Annotated in this window: 17 protein-coding genes; 7 read left to right on the forward strand and 10 right to left on the reverse strand. The window is 47.2% G+C overall.

The features are described from left to right. The first annotated feature begins 89 nt into the window (after window positions 1-89). The 7 genes from ACXACM_RS15290 (at window position 90) to ACXACM_RS15320 (ending at window position 6152) form a co-directional block, all read left to right on the forward strand. Complete coding sequence (locus tag ACXACM_RS15290; RefSeq protein WP_474822804.1) at window positions 90-866, forward strand: DUF3450 family protein; 777 nt, start codon at window positions 90-92, stop codon at window positions 864-866. Beyond that, on the forward strand, window positions 863-2239 hold the full coding sequence (locus ACXACM_RS15295) for a MotA/TolQ/ExbB proton channel family protein (protein ID WP_474822805.1): 1377 nt from the start codon (window positions 863-865) through the stop codon (window positions 2237-2239). The genes ACXACM_RS15290 and ACXACM_RS15295 overlap by 4 nt, the downstream gene beginning before the upstream one ends. After that, a complete protein-coding gene (locus ACXACM_RS15300; RefSeq protein ID WP_474822806.1) occupies window positions 2239-2643 on the forward strand; it encodes a MotA/TolQ/ExbB proton channel family protein in 405 nt (134 codons plus the stop codon). Before ACXACM_RS15295 ends, ACXACM_RS15300 begins: the two co-directional genes overlap by 1 nt. A gap of 2 nt (window positions 2644-2645) precedes the next feature. Next, on the forward strand, window positions 2646-3053 hold the full coding sequence (locus ACXACM_RS15305; RefSeq protein ID WP_474822808.1) for an ExbD/TolR family protein: 408 nt from the start codon (window positions 2646-2648) through the stop codon (window positions 3051-3053). Between the two features lie 18 nt (window positions 3054-3071). Beyond that, window positions 3072-3692 (forward strand): energy transducer TonB, encoded by a 621-nt coding sequence (locus ACXACM_RS15310; protein WP_474822809.1) that lies wholly within the window; start codon window positions 3072-3074, stop codon window positions 3690-3692. A gap of 76 nt (window positions 3693-3768) precedes the next feature. Beyond that, window positions 3769-5142, forward strand: a complete 1374-nt coding sequence (locus tag ACXACM_RS15315) for a tetratricopeptide repeat protein (RefSeq protein WP_474822810.1) — start codon at window positions 3769-3771, stop codon at window positions 5140-5142. 410 nt (window positions 5143-5552) lie between these two features. Beyond that, complete coding sequence (locus ACXACM_RS15320) at window positions 5553-6152, forward strand: Yip1 family protein (protein ID WP_474822812.1); 600 nt, start codon at window positions 5553-5555, stop codon at window positions 6150-6152. Between the two features lie 86 nt (window positions 6153-6238). On the opposite strand, the gene purF is transcribed toward ACXACM_RS15320, so the two are convergent. From purF to fabB, 10 genes are all read right to left on the reverse strand, one after another. Further along, entirely contained in the window at window positions 6239-7759 is a 1521-nt protein-coding gene (purF, locus tag ACXACM_RS15325; RefSeq protein ID WP_474822813.1) for an amidophosphoribosyltransferase, read from the reverse strand. Window positions 7760-7773: 14 nt separating this feature from the next. After that, a complete protein-coding gene (locus tag ACXACM_RS15330; RefSeq protein ID WP_474822814.1) occupies window positions 7774-8262 on the reverse strand; it encodes a CvpA family protein in 489 nt (162 codons plus the stop codon). A 195-nt stretch (window positions 8263-8457) separates the two neighbouring features. Next, a complete protein-coding gene (locus tag ACXACM_RS15335; RefSeq protein WP_474822816.1) occupies window positions 8458-9060 on the reverse strand; it encodes an SPOR domain-containing protein in 603 nt (200 codons plus the stop codon). Beyond that, window positions 9057-10349 (reverse strand): bifunctional tetrahydrofolate synthase/dihydrofolate synthase, encoded by a 1293-nt coding sequence (gene folC, locus ACXACM_RS15340; RefSeq protein WP_474822817.1) that lies wholly within the window; start codon window positions 10347-10349, stop codon window positions 9057-9059. Before folC ends, ACXACM_RS15335 begins: the two co-directional genes overlap by 4 nt. Beyond that, entirely contained in the window at window positions 10350-11195 is an 846-nt protein-coding gene (gene accD, locus ACXACM_RS15345; RefSeq protein ID WP_474822818.1) for an acetyl-CoA carboxylase, carboxyltransferase subunit beta, read from the reverse strand. It lies immediately after the preceding gene. 177 nt (window positions 11196-11372) lie between these two features. Then, complete coding sequence (truA, locus tag ACXACM_RS15350; RefSeq protein ID WP_474822820.1) at window positions 11373-12164, reverse strand: tRNA pseudouridine(38-40) synthase TruA; 792 nt, start codon at window positions 12162-12164, stop codon at window positions 11373-11375. A gap of 77 nt (window positions 12165-12241) precedes the next feature. After that, entirely contained in the window at window positions 12242-16048 is a 3807-nt protein-coding gene (locus tag ACXACM_RS15355) for a FimV/HubP family polar landmark protein (RefSeq protein WP_474822821.1), read from the reverse strand. A gap of 379 nt (window positions 16049-16427) precedes the next feature. Then, a complete protein-coding gene (locus ACXACM_RS15360; protein WP_474822822.1) occupies window positions 16428-17444 on the reverse strand; it encodes an aspartate-semialdehyde dehydrogenase in 1017 nt (338 codons plus the stop codon). 46 nt (window positions 17445-17490) lie between these two features. Continuing rightward, window positions 17491-18639, reverse strand: coding sequence for a 4-phosphoerythronate dehydrogenase (locus ACXACM_RS15365; RefSeq protein WP_474822823.1), 1149 nt, complete (start codon window positions 18637-18639; stop codon window positions 17491-17493). Window positions 18640-18769: 130 nt separating this feature from the next. Beyond that, the gene (gene fabB, locus ACXACM_RS15370) at window positions 18770-19984 is read right to left on the reverse strand and encodes a beta-ketoacyl-ACP synthase I (RefSeq protein ID WP_474822824.1); all 1215 of its coding nucleotides are present in this window, start codon (window positions 19982-19984) and stop codon (window positions 18770-18772) included. Between the last annotated feature and the right edge of the window lie 105 nt (window positions 19985-20089).

Consider the following 20089-nt stretch of genomic DNA (forward strand, 5'->3'; position numbering starts at 1 on the left):
GTAACAAGACATTAAAAATGCCGGCCTCGATAGCGATATCGGCGTGCCGGCAATCTCATCAATACAGTTTAGAGAAGTAAGGGAATTGAATGATAGTTAAAAGAAGTGCAGTGCTTTCTGTCTTTCTGCTCTCACTTGCCGTGTCCTCATCAGGTATTGTGTTGGCAGCGACAACCGCCAGCGATATCGATGGACTCACTGAAAAGTGGATTAGCATTGAGCGCCAAACGCAAAAACTAGAAAATGAGTGGCGTGAGTCAGAACCTGCATTGCGTCAGCGCATTCAATTACTTAAAGCTGAGCGTAACCAACTGCAGGGTTTAATTGACGAAAGTAAGGCTGCAACCACCGACGTCGAAGCACAACGAGAAGCACTGCTTTCACAGCAAAGTGGACTTGAAGCACAACAAGGCGGAGTTGAGCGCGCATTGACGGAAGTCATCGGGCAAGTTGATAGCCTGTACTCGTCACTACCTGAGATTATTCGACAGACGTGGGATAAAGAACAAGCTGAGTTAGCGGCTGATGCCGACACATCACACAAGCTTCAGGTCACTCTTGCAAAACTCTCGTCTCTCGCCCAATTCAATAGCAAACTCTTGGTTAACGAGACCGTAATGCGTGCTCCCGATGATAAAGATGTATTAGTTAAACAGTTCTTTGTTGGCAGCAGCTATGCGTGGTTTACCAACGCCGATGGCCAATACCAAGGTGTGGGACGCGTTCGAAACGGCGAGTGGCAGTGGCAGTTTAGAGAAAGTGTAGATAGTCAAGCGGTGGCGCTTGCCGTTGCTATTTTTGAGAAGAAACATGAGCCTGATTTTGTTTCACTACCATTTTCGCTGGCTATAGGGGAAGACGAATGAAGCGCTTGCCTCACATTCTCTCAATATGTAATCCAATGTTGAAATCGTCTCTGATTGCGGTATGTATTGCTCTGTGTGTAACGGTGGGATCAGTGCCTGCTGTGGCAGCGCCTGAAGATAGCATGCTTGCCAATATTGAAGAGGCGAAAGCCCGTCTGGATCGCACAGAAAACAAAATTAGCAAAGAGCGGGTTGCGCTGGCAAACGAATTGCGTACGCTTGAACAGCAGGTAATGAAACTGCGCAATGAAACCACGGTAGCCCGCCGTAAAATGGATGAAAGAACCCTTAGTCTTTCCCAGTTGGAAAATCGTCTATCCAGCTGGAGCGAGCAACAAGACTTCCAACAAAATTTGTTGAGTCGTTTCCTGCTTCAAATTGGTGTAGACAGCTTATCATTAAGTGAAATGAGCTTGTCTGACAAAGTCCAGAAAGTGGGCGAAATAGCGAGAGAGTTTGCCAATCAACAAACGCCTAATTTCAGTGCAGGAAAGGTTGTACTGGCGAATGGCGAAGTGACCCAAGCAAAAGTGCTTACTCTAGGTCCGGTGACGTGGTATCTGGCGCAAGCACAAAACGTTGCGGGTACGGCAAAGCGTAAGCAAGACCTGTTTACCTCTACGTCCACTTTTTCAGATACGGATACCGAAAGCCTTGCAAATTTGGCGAGCAGCGGCAGTGGCAGTATTAAACTAGATCCTACCCTTGGCCGCGCCGCAACACGAGCGCAGGCGTCAGAAGGCTTCATCGAACATGTTGTTAAAGGTGGGGTGTGGGTGATTCCTATCGTGCTGTTTGCCCTTATCGCTACGCTTATAGCTCTGTTTAAAGTTATTCAGCTATGGCGCTTACCTAAGGTTAAACAAGTAGCGTCAGGCAAGGCTCTGGTAAACATGGTGGGAAGTTCAGGTGTGGGCTTCTTTGATGGCATGCAGCGCGAACTGTATGACATTACTAAGCGTGCAAGCACGCCAACGCAGCGCGACGATGAACTGTTTTCTGCACTCCAGCAAGACAAAATCAAGCTTGAAAAATACAACGGCACGATTGCTGTAACTGCTGCCGTTGCACCCTTACTAGGTCTTCTAGGTACGGTAAGCGGCATGATTGAAACTTTTAGAATGATGACGGCATTTGGCTCAAGCGACCCCGAAGTTATTTCTGGCGGGATCGCTAAAGCCTTGGTTACGACAGAGTTAGGCTTAGTTGTGGCCATACCGGCATTAATTCTAAATGCCGTACTCTCTCGCAAAGCGCGACATTACTACGAAGAGCTTGAAAGTTTCGCGCTTGTACTTAGCAATGACGAGCCAGACGTTGCTAAGAAAGCCGACCAAAAGAGTGATGGCCAACAGCAAGCGAGCGCAAGCTAATGATTGACCAGCTAGCGGGGAATGCATTGTGTTGGTTAATGCTGCTGGTGGCATGGTTTGCTTATCAGCAAATCTTTGTGTTGTTTACTACACGCAAAGAGATAGCTCGATGCGGTGGCAATAAAAAACTGCGAGACGGTGAGAAAGAGCTAACAAAGCGAGAAATGGTACCTGCCGTACTGGTTAGTGCCCTTCCCTTGATGGGCCTGCTAGGCACGATTTCAGGCTTACAAGTGAGTTTCACCGGAATGATGTCGTTAGGTGTCGATAGTCAAGTTGTCACTGGCGGCATTGCCGATGCACTTTTTACCACTCAGCTTGGCTTAACCTTGGCTATTCCTGGCTGGCTTTTGTTGATGTTTGTTAATGGTGCGGTAAAACGCGCCGTGGCAAGGGAGGCGTAGACATGGCAAGTCGATTACAGCGACGCCTTGAAAACCAGCAAGCGCAAGGCATTGATATGTCTCCGCTACTAGACGTGGTTTTTATACTTTTAATTTTCTTTATCGTTTCGACAGTGTTTGTAAAAGAGACTGGGGTAGAGGTAGATAAACCACAGGCAATATCAGCACAAAAGCTCGATCAAATGGCCATTATGCTCGCAATTACCCGAACCGGTGAAGTGGTGTATGACAGTGCCAATATCGGCGTGAGTGGTGTGCGCTCTACCGTTGAACAGTTGTTGATGAAAGAACAACGCCCAGTAGTCATTCAGGTAGATAAAGCCGTTCGCTCTGAATTACTGGTAGAAATTATAGATGAAGCCAAACTGGCGGGTGCCGACACGGTAAATATCGCCACTTTGAAGCCATAGCGAACGAGGCAAAATTCAATGAAATACAATCTTCAACCTTCTCTACTTAGCGGTGCGGTGCTCGTTAGTGCACTTGGCGTTATGTGGCTAGGGCACTTTTTGTCTAATCTGCAGCCAGACACTATGGTAGTGCGCAAGTTAGACATTGCGGTAACGCCTCCACCGCCCCCGCCCCCTAAAACGCAAAATGTAGTGGAAGAAACTGAACTCGTTATGCAGGTAGAGGGCAGTGGCGCAGCCATGACCATGGCGGATTTAAGTGTTGAGCCAGATATTCAAGTGCCAAAGCCCGACATGCCAAATGTCAAAGTGACCCAAACCCAGTGGGATATGCCTGATATTAAATTGGATGCTTTCGCGCTAAGCGAACTGGACTCAAAACCTACTTTGCTGACACCGGTCAAAATACGTTTCCCCAAGCGACTTAAAAAGCAAGGGATCAAGCGGGTGATTGTAAAGCTCGACGTCATTATTGACGAACACGGCAACGTAAAACTGATGGATATTGTCGAGAACCCGCATCACGAGCTCAATAAAGAAATAATGCGTTTTGTTAAAGCCAGCAAATTTACATCGCCCTACAAAGAAGATGAAGCGGTGAAGGCGCGTTTTATTTGGCCCGTAGTTATAGAGGCCTAATAGTAGCTTAATAGAGGCTTGGTTTAGCGCAGTAAAGCGAAATAGAAGCTAAAGAATTTAGAGGTTGATTGAGACAATGTTAAAGAAAATTACAGCCGTAACTGTCCTCAGCTGTGTAGTGAGCGCGCTGGCTTTTATTAAGCCGGTTAGTGCAAAAATAACGGTGGAATTGGAAGAACCCGATTGGCAGTTTGTTCTGCGTCAGCACCATAGGGATGATCATCGTGAACGTATATCCCGAGAAGAAGGTGAGTTTATCGGGCGTATTCAGGCCGACTTGCAAGCAGGTAATTATTCAAACGTTGCCAGCGCATTTGCAACACAGGATATTTCTCAATTTAGTCCACGCTTGCGTGAGCTTTACGGACAAGTGTTATTGAATGAGAAAAACTACGCACTAGCCGAAAAAGTGCTGTTAGATGTTATCGATGCTATGCCAAACCTCCCATCGGCGCACAGAAGTTTGAGCATGGCGTATTTGATGACAGATAAATTAGCCAAAGCACGAACTCATTTAACTAAAAGCGTGGAACTGGGTATTCAAGATGCCCAACTTTTCGGGCAGCTAGCCTATACCAATGTTCAGCTTGGCAAACCTGTCACCGCTATTGGTGCCTATCAAAATGCGTTGATGCTCGAACCTGAAAACAAGCAATGGTACCAAGGTTTATTGTTCGCGCTTATTGAAAGTAATGCACTTGCACAGGCTGAAAGCTTGCTAAGCGAAATGTTGGTAGATGATGAAGGCAATAAGCAGCTTTGGCTCCAACGGGGGCAAATAGCGTTAAAGCAGGGTGACATGGTAAAGGCGCTGAGCAGCTTAGAAACAGCGCTTTCCTTGGGCGACCGCTCGCTGTCGAACTTAATTTCAGTGGCTAAATTGCACGTATCTGACGGTAGTCCGCGGCGCGCAGCAGACATACTGGCTACCCATGCGAAGACTTTCATTACCGACAAAGATGGGGAAGGCTTTGACGCTTACGCCAAAATAGCGGCTTACTTAGCGGCCAATGAGCGATGGTTTGATTTAAATAAATTAACGCAAGCTGCCGACAACAATGTGAAAAAGCTCTCGACGTCTCAAGCAGCTACACTAAATGTACTTAAAGCTCAGTTGGCTATTGGCAAAGGGCAAAGCACAACGGCAATTTCCCTGTTAACTAAAGCCATTGCTGACGCTCCTGACAATGGCGAGGCGCTGCTGTCTCTTGCTTCACTTTATCGTCAACAGAACAACGTCGAACGTGCCAAAATGACCTATCTGCGAGCTGAGTCACTCGCCGACGTTAAACAGCGCGCCATGCTCGGGCGTGCGCAAATTGCCATAGATCAGCGTCAGTACCAAGATGCACTTACGCTTCTACGACAGGTTTATAAATCGTACCCATCCCGTTCTGATTTGCTTGGCAACATCCAGTCACTGGAAAACCTAGTGAAGAACACAATTTAGCATTGCCTGGATTAGTTTAGGGTAAATCTTATTTGAGGAGCATTGAGCTCATTACCTAATTTATTTGGGTACAACATGTAGACAGGCCGACGATTAATGTCATCTGCGTTGCTGACGGCCTGATACTAGACATTGAACTGCATGATTTTGTCTGGCACTGCAAGCGATCTCAGTCTGACTTCATGTCACTTCGAAAGGCAAAATCTGTGATTTTTCTCCGAGATATTTTTTAATTTAATCATAGTCTTGAACAAAAATCGCGCATAATGAATACTTTTTAATCAACTTTTTTATTGACGAACTCACAAACATCAGACAGACTCAATGTAAAACAAATGTTAAAAGTTTGATATTTATAATAACAACTATCTGTTGTAAAGAGTGTAGTCTTTAGGAACTAAGGTGAAAGTATGATATTGAATCACTTGCTCGGCATTTATACCCACCCACGTGAAGAGTGGCAGGATATTGATAATAGACATGAAAGTTATTTCTACCCCCTGAGTCACATAGCTATCATCGCTCTTATCCCAGCCATAGTTAGTTACTATTCAGGTGCTCACCTCGGGTGGAGTATTGGCGCAGGCGATTTGATTAGGCTTACTGAGCAAAGCGCCATAATGCTAGGTGTGGGTATGTACTTTGGTCTTATCGCAGGGGTGTTGGTGTTATCTTATATGATTCACGAATTAGCCAATGCATTTGATGCTAAACCAAATTTTACACAATCACTTGATTTAGCTGCTTACACGGCAACCCCATTGTTTATGACAGGACTAGCTGGCTTGTACCCTGAATTATGGTTTGTCATGACCATTGGTTTGGTTGGCTTATCGTATTCAGTTTACCTGCTCTACTCAGGTACGCCAATCATGATGCATATTCCCGACGGTAAAGGTTTCATATATGCCAGTTCTGTAGTGACGTGCGGACTGGTGTTATTGGCCATTTTAATGGCTAGCACCGTGATCATGTGGAGTATGGGCTTCGGTCCGGTATACGTTCACTAAATCACAAATTTCATTCCATATCCGAAAGCAAAAGCCGCTCAGTTGAGCGGCTTTTTATGTAGTGCGAGGAATTAGCAACCGGGGTTCTAATCCGAGTCCATATTATGCATATCGAGGTTTGATAATTCAGCCTGAACCACAGGTGCACTCTTTGCAGCTTCGCCTCGGGCAATATCAATACTTTCGAGATAAGCTTGGTCAACATCAGCCGTGATGTAGTTACCGTCAAATACGGACGTTTCGAAGCGCTTGATATCCGGGTTTTCTTCCTGAACAGCCATAACAAGATCTTTGATATCCTGGAAGATTAAACCGTCGGCTTGGATAAGGTCGGCAATTTGGTCAATTTCCCGTCCATAGGCAATTAGCTCATTCGCTGAAGGCATATCAATACCGTAGACATTGGGGAAACGAATTTCAGGTGCAGCAGACGCAAAATACACTTTCTTCGCACCTGACTCTCTGGCCATCTCAATGATCTGCCCTGACGTCGTGCCACGAACAATCGAGTCATCAACGAGCAAAACGTTTTTACCTTTAAACTCTGAGGAAATCGCATTGAGTTTACGTCTTACCGATTTCTTACGCATGGTCTGGCCTGGCATAATAAACGTCCGGCCAATGTAACGATTTTTCACAAAACCCTGTCGATATGGCAACTGCAAAGTATTGGCTATTTGTAGCGCCACATCCATAGAGGTTTCAGGTATAGGAATGACCACATCAATATCTAAGTCTGACCACTCTCGGGCAATTTTTTCACCCAACTTACGGCCCATGTTTACTCGTGAAGCATAAACTGAAATTCCGTCAATAAAGGAATCCGGACGAGCAAAATAAACAAACTCAAAAATACAAGGCGACGTAGTTGGTTGCGCTGCACACTGCTGGGTATGAAGTTCCCCCTGCTCAGTGATATAAACCGCTTCCCCTGGCGCGACGTCGCGTATAAAAGTAAAACCGACGGCATCCAAAGCCACACTCTCAGAGGCGACCATGTATTCTTCCCCCATCTCGGTAATACGCTTGCCCAATGCTAATGGGCGAATACCGTGAGGATCTCTGAATGCTAACAACCCCTGGCCAATAATTGCAGCGACAACTGCATAAGCGCCACGAATTTTCTCATGCACTGTTGTGACGACTTTGAAAATGTCTTTCGCAGTTATCGTAAGCTCTGTGCACTGTTGTAGCTCGTGAGCGAGAATATTCAGTAAGAGTTCTGAATCAGAAGAGGTATTAATGTGGCGACGGGCAATGCGAAACACCTCATCTTGTAATTCATGAGAATTCGTAAGGTTGCCGTTATGCGCAAATGAAATACCAAAGGGCGAGTTAACGTAAAAAGGCTGTGCTTCAGCTGAACTTGACGTTCCTGCCGTAGGATAGCGACAGTGACCAATTCCCATAGAACCGGTTAATCTTTTCATATGACGAGTGTGGAAGACGTCCCGCACTAAGCCATTACCCTTTCTAAGATTAAAACGATTGTGATCAATCGTTATTATCCCAGCAGCGTCCTGTCCGCGGTGCTGTAACACTGTAAGACCGTCGTAAAGTGACTGGGCGACAGGTGTTTTACCAACAATTCCGACAATACCACACATTAGCGTTACCTATTTCAAGCGGGTTTAATAAAACTGGAGCTGTCTTTCACAAAGGTGAAAAACCACTCTATTATCACACCAAATTCAGGAATAAGCAGTGACCGGTTCCACCACTGTGAATTTGCTGCCTCAGTAAAGGTATCCATGAAAAACAACAGGGCACTAACAATTAGCACGCCCCGTAAACATCCAAAAATTGCGCCCAACGCCCGGTCAGCACCAGACAACCCTGATGCCTGAACGAGTTGACCAACAACGTGATTAAACATTCCACCAAGAATTAGCGTAATAACGAAAAGTACTACTATGGCCGCTCCATTGCGCAACACTTCATCGTTAATTTGCGTAAAGTACACCGCGAGATCAGCGTGAAATTCACTGGCAATAAATAGTGCTCCAAACCAGACCACCAAAGAAATAGCTTCTTTTACAAAGCCACGCATGAGGCTGATTAACGTGGAAACCACGATTATACCAAGGATGGAAAAATCGACCCAGTTCATCAATCGTAAAAATCCGTATGTGGTTCGCGCCGAACGCAAATGACGCCTTCCTGTGAGTTGGCGCGCATTCTATCAGAAGCCCCTGAGATTACCAATGTGAATTGTGTTTCACTTGTAATGCCAATGGTTGCCCGGTCACGATAAGTTGACACCATGACTAAAGTACATCCCAATGAAGTAAAAATGGTTATACCCTTACTCTACCCTGAACGGTGTCACCTTGCCTTTAAGCCCGGTGATTTCCTGCAAATGGGGGATGGCTTTTTGTAATTTTGTCTTGTCCAAATCTGGCCCGACAAAGACCTTGGTTAACGGCCCTGAGCGCGTTTCTATGGGCTTGCTAAACGCGCGATACCCAGCATCCTCAAGTTTCTGCAATAGTTGTTTCACATTCTTCTGATGACGAAAACTGCCTAATTGCACAACCCATCCAGCATCCTCCGGTTCGGCCTTTGGGCTGGGGATAACGGTTTGCTTCGCCAAGTCATCGTCTGACACTGTGTCTTGCTCATTCTTAAAATCACTATTGACTCCAGTCTCAGCTTTTTGCTCCGATTTCTCATCATCGACTATCACGGCATCCAAAACTTCCAGCGGCCTTTGGGTCATGGACGCCGTTCGCTGCACCGGAAAAGGTTCAGGGTCGACAATGGGTTTCTTCGCCGGGGTCGCCGGCACACTAACGAATGTGTCTTTATTCGTTTCTTTTTTCCTGTCGAGAAAGTCCGGTAGAAAAATGACTGCCAGTGCAACCACTATTACGGTTCCAACCAGTCGGTTATGCAACGCCGAGGTCACGGTTTACTCCTATTAGATACATCATCCCGGTGATACGCTAATACATCTGCTACTGTATGAAAAGAGCCAAACACCAAAATACGGTCTTCTCTATCCGCATTTTGACGCGCAGCCTGATAAGCGTCAGCAACAGACGTAAATGTAGCCACCTGTATCTGACCTTCAGGAACATTCTTCACCAAATCTTCAGCAGGTAACCCCCGTGGACCTTTTGTGTCGGCAACGTACCAACTAGCCTTTAGTTCTGACAATTCTGACAGGGTTTCAGATAAAGACTTGTCAGCAAGCATACCCACTACCAGGTGAAGTTCTCCTGTCAGGCCACTGGCTGCCCATGCTTTCATTAAAGCACAAGCCTGAGGATTATGGGCTACATCAAGCATCACATCGGGAGACGACGCAATCTTTTGCCGTCTTCCCTGCACGGAAACCTGACCTAGTAATTCATGCAGCACAGATAATGAAGGCAATAAATTTAACCGTGAAAGCACTGCTAACGCCGTTGAAACATTCTGCACAGGAATGTGAGGTAGCGGCAACCCTGTAAGCGTCAAGTCTTTGCACTCCCACTGCCAACTGACATCTTCGATGTGATAAGCAAAATCAGTATTTGCCCACCACGCATCCACTTCATGTGCACGGACATACGCAGGTAATGTATCAGGCGCGGCCAATTCGCCGATAACCGCATTACCATTCGGGCGCATAATGCCCGCTTTTTCTATGGCAATTGCTTCTCTCGTGTCGCCGAGCCAATCCATGTGATCCAAACCAATTGTGGTTATTACAGCCAGGTCGGTATCAATAATGTTGGTCGCATCAAGCCTGCCACCGAGGCCAACTTCTAGAATAGCAAAATCAACGCCGGCTTCTGCCATCATAAGCATGGCCGCAAGTGTGCCAAACTCAAAATAAGTCAGCGTGATATCGCCCCGGGCTTTCTCTATACGCTCGAATGCCTCGCAATAGCGTGCGTGGTCTTCCATATCACCATTAATTCGAATGCGCTCACGGTAATCCAAAAGGTGGGGCGACGCGTACACGCCTGTCGTTTTACCCAGAGCTAATAATGCCTGTTCAATGAACCGACACGTGGTGCCCTTACCATTTGTACCTGCAACGGTGATCACCGTTTGCGTACTTAAATCAAGGGCAAGGGCATCAGCAACCTGCTTAACACGGGCTAAACCTAAATCAATGTTTGTGGGATGGATTGATTCTAAATAAAACAGCCACTGCGCCAGCGACTTTGTAGTCGGCGCAGTGGGTTTGGATGAAGGAATGTTCACTTAATTTGGTCGATGCAACTTTTCTAACAAGCCATGTAATTTATCACGCATCTCGCGACGGTCAACTATCATATCAATTGCCCCTTTTTCCAACAGAAATTCACTGCGTTGGAATCCTTCAGGAAGCGTTTCACGAACCGTTTGCTCAATAACTCGCGGGCCAGCAAAACCGATGAGTGCCTTTGGCTCGGCTACGTTAATATCGCCAAGCATTGCCAGACTTGCAGACACCCCGCCCATTGTAGGGTCAGTAAGTACCGAAATATAAGGCAGACCTTTTTCGCTCATTTTCGCCAATGCTGCTGATGTTTTTGCCATCTGCATTAATGACATTAGGGCTTCCTGCATTCTAGCACCGCCTGAAGCGGAGAAGCACACTAACGGCATGTTGTGTTCTAGACACGCATTAACCGCAGCGACAAACCGTGCCCCCACTACGGAAGCCATAGAGCCGCCCATGAAGGCAAACTCGAAGCTCGCCACAACCACAGGCATACCTTTAAGTTTGCCCTGCATGACAATTAGTGCGTCTTTCTCGTTGGTACTTTTCTGCGCCGCAGAAATTCGGTCTTTGTAGCGCTTAGAATCTTTAAATTTCAGGATGTCCTGAGGCTCAAGATCACCGCCCAACTCTTTTCTATCACCCGCATCCAAAAACGCGTCAATGCGCTTTCTCGCATTGATGCGCATGTGATTGCCACACTTTGGACATACTTCAAGCAGCTTGTCTAACTCTTGCTTGTACAGTACAGCCTGACATTGAGAACATTTCGTCCAAATTCCCTCCGGGACATTGCCTTTGGTGGAGGTTTGGGTTTTTGGAAGAATTTTTTGAATCCAGCTCATGTTAAGGAGAATCCTTTTTTATCGGTAACCATGCTTGATTGATGTTTATTTGTGCACAGTATTAAATGAACGCAAATTAGCCCGGTATTAGACCACAATACCCGACATTCCGAAAAATAAAACTGGTCTAAGAAGTTACCACATAACTCGACTGAATCACACCAGTGCTCACTAAGCTTAATTTTCAGGCAAAAAAAGCGGTCCCAGGGTATTTTTGGGGATCTCCATTGCTTCTGGGTAAGTCACATCGACCAGGTATAGCCCGTTGGGTTTGGCAGTGGCTGCTGCCTGTGTCCGGTCTTTAAGCAACAGTAACTCCCCTATCCAACTCACAGGCTGTTCTTTGGCTCCTATTTCAACCAGCGAGCCCACGATGTTTCTTACCATATGATGTAAAAAGGCGTTTGCGCGAATATCGACGACGATAAAGTCGCCAATGCGGGTAACAGATACGTGGGAAACATTGCGATAAGGTGTTTTTGATTGACACAGCGAAGCTCGGAAAGAGGTAAAATCCTGTTCACCAAGCAAAGCCTGCGCAGCTTCATGCATCCGCTGTTCATCGAGAGGCTGATAAATATGGGTTACGCCACCACAGAGAATAGCAGGTCGCAAGCGGGTATTTTTAATGACATAACGATAGCGTCTGTGAGTTGCTGAGAATCGCGCATGGAAATTGTCATCGACAGTTTTACACCAGGTAACTGCAACAGAATCGGGTAAGTTGGCGTTAACCCCCATAGTCCATGCCCGTTCAGGCCGATGATCATCGAAGTCAAAATGTACTACCTGGCCGGTAGCATGCACGCCGGCATCTGTTCGTCCGGCACACTGAACACTAATGGGTTGGTTCGCCACCTTAGACAACGCACTTTCAAGATGGCCCTGAATGCTCGAAACGTTCCGTTGACGCTGCCAACCAAAATGGGTCGAGCCGTCGTACTCTATGCCTAGGGCGATTCTTGCCATTACTTGCTACACCTGTTACTCAAAAAACGGCTAAGTGTAGTCAGCGGCCCACTCAGATGCAAGACGTACGACCTATTTTACAATGCCTGTAGTTGACTCAATAGCGCCACAGCTTCTTCTTTCTGCTCATCACTGCCTTTGTCGACAACCTCTTCGAGCAGTTCTTTCGCAGCACTGTGATCATCCATTTCAATATATACTCTGGCGAGATCCAGATTTGCACTTTGCCCGGCGTCCTTGTCGATATCAATGACATCCTCATCGTCGCTGATACCAGAGAATTCAGACAAGCTGACGTCTAAATCAAGGGGCGTATTATCGTTGGCAAACTGACCTTCTTCGCCATTGTCATCCATCAAAGATTCAACATCCAGGTATTGATCGTCGACATCATCGTCAATGGCGTTATTGGTAGCAGAGTCTGGTGTACTTTCTTGTGATGTGGCTGTATCAGGGTCGGTGAGTAAGGCGGCAAGATCCAAATCGGGATTTCCCAGAGACATATCCGGTTCGTCAGGCTCATTGACAGGCGTCTTGTCTTCCACATTATCATGCGCCTTGTCTTCGCCCAGCGTGCCTAATAAGTCGTCGAAATCTGCTTGCTCGAGTTCGTCGAGCATTGCGTGATCGTCGCTATTATCGTCGGATAACCAATCGTCGAGACCCGGTAAATCTGCTAATTCGTCAAAACTCTCTGATGACTCTGGCTTCGAGGGTAACTCGCCATCGACTTCCTGTTCGAGGCTAAATTCGTCGGCCTCTTCTAATAGGCTATCGTCAAAATCAGATGTCGGCTGCGGCGCGTCTTCCATGCTGGCAAATGAAGGTATATCTTCCATCAGTTGCTTGTCGAACTCAGCAAGAGCATCGTCCAAAGGATCCACAGAAGTACCATGAGAAGCTTCGGCTTCGGCTTCGGCTTCGGCTTCGGCTTCGGCTTCGGCTTCGGCTTCGGCTTCGGCTTCGGCTTCGGCTTCGGCTTCGGCTTCGGCTTCGGCTTCGGCTTCGGCTTCGGCTTCGGCTTCGGCTTCGGCTTCGGCTTCGGCTTCGGCTTCGGCTTCGGCTTCGGCTTCGGCTTCGGCTTCGGCTTCGGCTTCGGCTTCGGCTTCGGCTTCGGCTTCGGCTTCGGCTTCGGCTTCGGCTTCGGCTTCGGCTTCGGCTTCGGCTTCGGCTTCGGCTTCGGCTTCGGCTTCGGCTTCGGCTTCGGCTTCGGCTTCGGCTTCGGCTTCGGCTTCGGCTTCGGCTTCGGCTTCGGCTTCGGCTTCGGCTTCGGCTTCGGCTTCGGCTTCGGCTTCGGCTTCGGCTTCGGCTTCGGCAAGATTGTGTGTGTCGCTTTGTTCGTTGGCAAGAGATTCGTCAGAATTTATACCAGTATCAAAGACATCTTCTTCCGATAATTCAGCGAGTAACTCATCAGCCAGCGCATCCACATCTGGCTCTGGCTCTGGCTCTGGCTCTGGCTCTGGCTCTGGCTCTGGCTCTGGCTCTGGCTCTGGCTCTGGCTCTGGCTCTTCAGAATCTGATTCATGGGCATCAAATTGCAAGCCTTCATCTTCAAGTTCTGCTAATAATTCATCAGCCAGGACATCTTGCTCAGAAGGCGGTTCATCTTCGACGTTACCTGAAGGCAATACGTCATCGTCATTTTCACCAACCACATCTTGTGAAACATCAGATAAATCATCTTCGACCTGCTCGCTCTCTTCACCAGGTTCAGCGGTTTCAAGCTCACTGGCTTCAAGTTCAGCGAGCAAATCATCAGATAACGAATCCAACTCATCTTCTTCAGCTTCTAACTCAGCGAGTAGTTCGTTACTAAGAGCATCCCCTTCATCCTCTGGTTCCAGTAATGTTTCGTCATCACCCTCAGGTGTATCGTCGACATCACCTTGCAACTCAGCAATCAATTCGTCGGAAAGCGGGTCAACAAACTCATCCGCATTCTCAATATCGTCTACATCAATCTCTTCTAAATCTTCGCTGAAGCTGTCTAGATCCTGAATGGCTTGAGGCGACGGCGTCGAGTCTGTTGTGATTTCTTCCTCTTCATCATCACCCAGCATGTCCGCCATCTGATCCAGTTGATCCATTTCACCGAGAATATTGTCTGTTAGCCTATCGAGCTGCTGGTTTTGATCGTTGATTTCCCGATCGATTTTCTCCAGCATATCCGTGTTAATGTCTCCTTCTTCTATAGAAGGAGCGTCTTCGTCGGGCTGATTATCTGCTAACAAATCATCGATGTTAATTTCCGGCGTTTCGTCCTCATCATCCACAGGCGATTCGAACTCAGCAAGAATATCGTCCGGATCTGCGATTTCATCATCAACTTGCTGATCATCATCGGAAGACGCCTGAGGCTCTGCAGCATTTTCAGCCAGCAAAGCATCAATATCCATATCATCAGCATCCTCATTCGACGTCTCTTCCTGCTGAGATGCAGCAAGAATTGCGTCGATATCGTCGTCACTCGCGGTTTCTTCTTGCTGAGAAGCGGCGAGAATAGCGTCAATATCATCTTCGCTTGCGGTTTCTTCTTGTTGAGAAGCAGCGAGAGTAGCGTCGATATCATCTTCAGCGACAACTGCGCTATCAGTTTCCTGTGCTTCATCAGGTTTACCATCGTCCTCAGCGGGGGGTTCTGACAGATCTATTCCCTGTAAACTTTCATCCAGCTCTTCTTCTACCAGGGAATCGTCAGACAGGGCTTCATCATCAAATAAACTGTCCAGGTCGTCCTGCCCTAACTCGGCCTCGCCATCTTCAAAGGAAAAATCATCGTCAGGCACCAACATATCATCGTCGAGATCAGCAAAACTTTCGAGATCATCGTCTAATGCGTCTTCCAATTCGTCAGAAAGCACATCATCAAGTAGTTCGTCGTCGTTGAACAGTTCCTCGCCAGACAACTCAGGTGTGTCATCCAACCCGGTTGCCGCCACAGCCGCAGCCTGATTAATAGGTGCCGTATCAGCTGTCGCGATTGGAGCTACGGGCTGCATAGGGTCTTGCTGTTGCTGTTTATTCCCTCGTTTGAGCATCCAGGTGACCAGCCCGCCAACAAGCAATAATGTGAGCAAGCCTGAGCCTATAATAAGGCTGACCGGTTGCGTAAGGGTGTTCATTATAGAGGATTCTTTGGCGGCTTCCCGCTCAGCTTGCTCCTGTAGCATCATATCAAGTAACTGGCGCTGCAGAGCGGTTTGCTCGTCCATTTGATTCTGAACGTCGCCTTCTACCTGATTGCGTAAAGAAGCAAGATCTTCGTTTACCTGTTCGATTCGGGAATAAAGTTTGCGATTTTCATCAAGAATGGCCTGTACATTTTCCAAAGACGCAGCAAACTGCGTTCTCAATTCGTCAAATTGTTGTGTTTGTTGGGTGTCCAGGCGAGTAATTTTGTCTTCAATTGCTCCACGTGTGGAGCTTAAATCCTGCTGATTTACCAGCGGTACTGGCGGTTTAAGGTTAGTTATAGACGCACCGGGTCTGTTTGCAAGACGAGCAAAGGCGTCATCATCCTGTTCAGCTCGTTGTTTGGCGCGCTGCGCGTCAATACGCGCAACAAATCGTTCTGAAGGTAACTTTAATACGGCACCATTAACCAGTAAATTGAGGTTTTGTTCTTCAAATGCGTTAGGGTTAAGCTCATAAATTGCCACCATAACCTGGTACACGGAAAGGTTTTTATTTTGACGATATCGGTCAGCAATACGCCACAGGGTATCATTATCGTCAATAGGACCATAGACACTGCCCGAATATTGGTCAGTGGCATTTTTAGGACCTCTTATAGACGTTTCCCTTTCCTGGGCTTCAGCGGTTACGGGTATCGCAACCTGTAACAACAAAAGAATAAGCAAGCCCGTCAAATGCAATTTCATAGCGTTCCTATATGCCCTCAAGAGTTCCACTGTGTAAAGGCGGAAGACAAAAGTAGCCTGGGGATGTCAGAGTAAAAACACGCTGACGCACTGCTACCTGTTATTTTTATTAATCTACATAAAAAACGTGTACTTGTATTTTTAGTGTATCACCGCTGATGCCCAGCGTCAGAAAACTGTCACACGTTTTATTGATTGTGACTTCAACCAGATAAATGCAAAAAACACTCCATTGTGGAAAAAGTCAGCCGATCCATACAAAACTATAAACCAGATAGGGAAAACTGGCTAGAAAAAAGCCGTAGCTCTTTGTAATCTATGGCATAACAGTATTTATCGGCCGACTTGAGGATTTGTTTACGCTTTCCTTAAATCAAAGTTATAGGTAATCCTTTATCAGCGCCTCGGCAATTTGAATACTGTTCGTTGCCGCTCCTTTGCGCACATTGTCCGATACGACCCATAAATTTAACCCACTCGGGTGGGAAATATCATCGCGAATTCGGCCTACGTGTACCCAATCGTTGCCACTTGCACTGGATACCTGGGTCGGAAACTCTTCGCGGGCTTCGTACACTTTAACACCCGGTGCGGAAGCAAGTAGTTGACGAACTTGCTCAGCATCAATAGGCATACGGGTTTCCAGATGAATCGATTCGCCATGACCGTAAAAAACCGGCACTCTCACCGCAGTGGCATTTACCATTACACTGCTGTCACATAATATCTTCTGTGTTTCCCACACCATTTTCATTTCTTCTTTAGTGTAGTCGTTGTCAGTGAACTCATCGATTTGAGGTATACAATTGAAGGCAATTTGACGGCTAAAGGCCTCGTGGTTGACTGGGCGAGTATTCAATAAATTAGCCGTCTGCAGGGCCAATTCTTCCATGGCAGATTTTCCTGCCCCGGACACTGATTGGTAAGTGCTGACGTTGATACGCTCAATACCCGCTGCCTCATGAATAGGTTTTAACGCCATTAACATTTGTATCGTAGAGCAATTCGGATTAGCAATGATATTGCGATTGCGAAACTCAGCCAACGCGAAGCCGTTCACTTCCGGGATAACCAAGGGCACATCAGGTTCGTTGCGAAATGTGGATGTGTTGTCGATCACAATACAACCAGCCTCAGCTGCCAATGGGGCAAAATGAGCAGAAACTTCACCACCGGCAGAAAAGAACGCCAACTGCACTTGAGCCCAGTCGAAGTCATCTGCATTGAGAACTTCCACGTCTTCCCCTTTGAAATGAATTGTTGTGCCCGCGGAACGTTCACTGGCAAGGGCAAACAATTCACCCACCGGAAACTGACGGTCTTCGAGCAATTCGATCATGGCTTGACCAACTAAACCAGTGGCTCCCAAAACGGCCACATTAAACGCTTGAGACATAATTCTATTCTCCAAAAACGTCGGCTGAAATATGGCTTTCAACCGCCTAGATTAATTCGAGGGTAAATCCCAATTCACTGAGTTGTCGGGTTATTCCCGCTGATACTGGCGACGCCAGACGTAGCACATGCGCTGCATTTTCTCTACGCTGCGGATAATGTTTCCTTAGCGCCAAAAATCCCTTGGGGCTGGTATTTTTTCTAAATAAACTATCGTCTCGCGTAATGTCGTATACGCTGAGTAATAGTGTTGTAAGCTCGTCCCAATCCATTGCTTCCGCCGTAGCATTTACTGGCATAAAGCGACGGGCCGGAGGTTGGCTGAGAAAATCATCCAGTGAAAGCGCAACAGGCTTATTCATTGCTTCACAAATATGCTCATATGCCATTTGCGTGCCCCTGAGTTTACCTTCTATTGTATGCCCCGCTATGTGCGGAGTGGCTAGCCAGGCAAGGGGCAACAAAGACGGGTTTACTTCCGGTTCATGCCAGTACACATCCAGAACCAGGTCAGGGGCATTTGCTTTAGCCAGACGCGCTACCAGCGCCTGCTCGTCAATGACCTCTCCGCGACAAGCGTTAATAAGCAACTGAGAACCGTTCATCTGAGCTAATCGAACGTCATTGATGAGATGAAAGGTGCTATGGGGGCCATTTTCCACAAACGGAACATGCAGGGTAATCACATCACAGGCCATGATCTCGTCCATATCGACGAAATGCCTGGAGTCTCCCTGTTCCTGTAACGGCGGATCGCACAGCTTAAAAGCGATATCAAGTGCCCGTAACTTTTCTGTAAGCGCCGTTCCCACATGACCTGCGCCAACGACGCCCACGGTAATGCGGCTCAAATCCATTTTTCCAGCTTTATGTGCATTCATTAGCACGCTAATCACATACTCAGCAACGGCAACGGCATTGCAACCACCAGCGGAACGCCATGGGATCCCTCTGTCTTTCAAAGCAGTTTTATCCAGATGATTCGTTCCAGCAGTTGCTGTTGTAACCAGCTTAAGCGCTGACGCCTTAGCCAGAAGTTTGTCGTCTACGTGAGTTGTGGACCTGACAGCCAGGTAATCGACATCTTTTAAGTTATCAGCGTTAAGTGATGGCCCGTGAAAAGAGGCCGCCTCACCAATTTGTGAAAAATACGCCATACCTTGCGGAATACTTTCTTCAAATAGAATTCGTGACATATAACACACCGTGCAGGATGGATTTGGCGCGTATAATACTGGATGCGTCAGTATTTCACAAAAAACAAAAAAGCCCGCGAACACCGAATGTTTCGCGGGCCTTAGAATTTAAAACGCCAGAGTTACGCAACTAGTCGTTGTAACGCTGCATCACCAATGTGGCATTGGTGCCACCAAAGCCAAAGCTGTTGGACATAATAGTGTTCAACGTCGCTTCCCTTGTTTCGGTGACGATATCCAGCCCAGCGGCAGCCTCATCAAGTGTTTCCACGTTTATAGAGGGCGCGATAAAGTTGTTTTTCATCATTAGCAGGCTGTAAATAGCTTCATTTACACCGGCCGCTCCAAGAGCGTGACCAGTCAGTGATTTAGTAGCACTTATAGGAACGCCTGACGAGCCAAATACTTCCTGAATTGCCGCTAACTCTTTTACATCTCCAACGGGTGTAGACGTGCCGTGGGTATTCAGATAGTCGATGGGCCCTTCAACATTCTGCATTGCCATCTTCATACAACGCACAGCACCTTCGCCCGAGGGCGCAACCATGTCATGACCATCAGATGTTGCACCATAGCCAACGACTTCACCATAGATAGTAGCGCCACGAGCGAGAGCGTGTTCAAGCTCTTCGACAACCACCATACCGCCACCGCCAGAGCTTACAAACCCATCCCGGTTAGCGTCATAAGTACGCGATGCAACTGACGGGTTATCATTGTACTTAGACGATAATGCACCCATTGCATCAAACTGGCTGGACAGAGTCCAGTGCAGTTCTTCGCCACCACCTGCAAACACCACATCCTGTTTGCCCAACTGAATGAGTTCTAATGCGTTTCCAATACAGTGTGCGCTGGTTGCACAAGCTGAAGCAATTGAATAGTTCACGCCTTTAATTTTAAACGGCGTCGCCAAACACGCCGAAACGGTTGATGCCATACAGCGAGGAACCATGTAGGGGCCCATACGCTTTACGCCTTTCTCCCGTAAAATATCAGCGGATAGCACCTGATTCATGGAACTCGCACCGCCTGAACCGGCGATGATGCCTGTGCGTTCATTAGAAATATCTTTTTCTTCCAGGCCCGAATCGTCGATAGCTTGCTGCATAGCAACATAAGCATACGCAGCAGCATCACCCATGAAGCGCATCACTTTGCGATCAATATGTTCTGACAAGTCGATGTCTATATTGCCCCAAACCTGACTGCGTAATTTCATCTCCGCGAATTGTTCAGAAAATGTAATACCTGATTTACCGGCGCGCAACGACGCCAGCACTTCCTGCTGATTGATACCGATACTGGAAACAATACCCAAACCGGTAATAACTGCTCTTCTCATAGTGTACCCTTTAGATTATTGGGGCATATGTTAACGATTTTCACCGCTCAACTGGTCTGCTCTTTTTGTAATTATTAAACCTTATGGTAGCCCTTGGTTAACACT

The organism is Alteromonas sp. AWQ4_252, assembly GCF_056158205.1.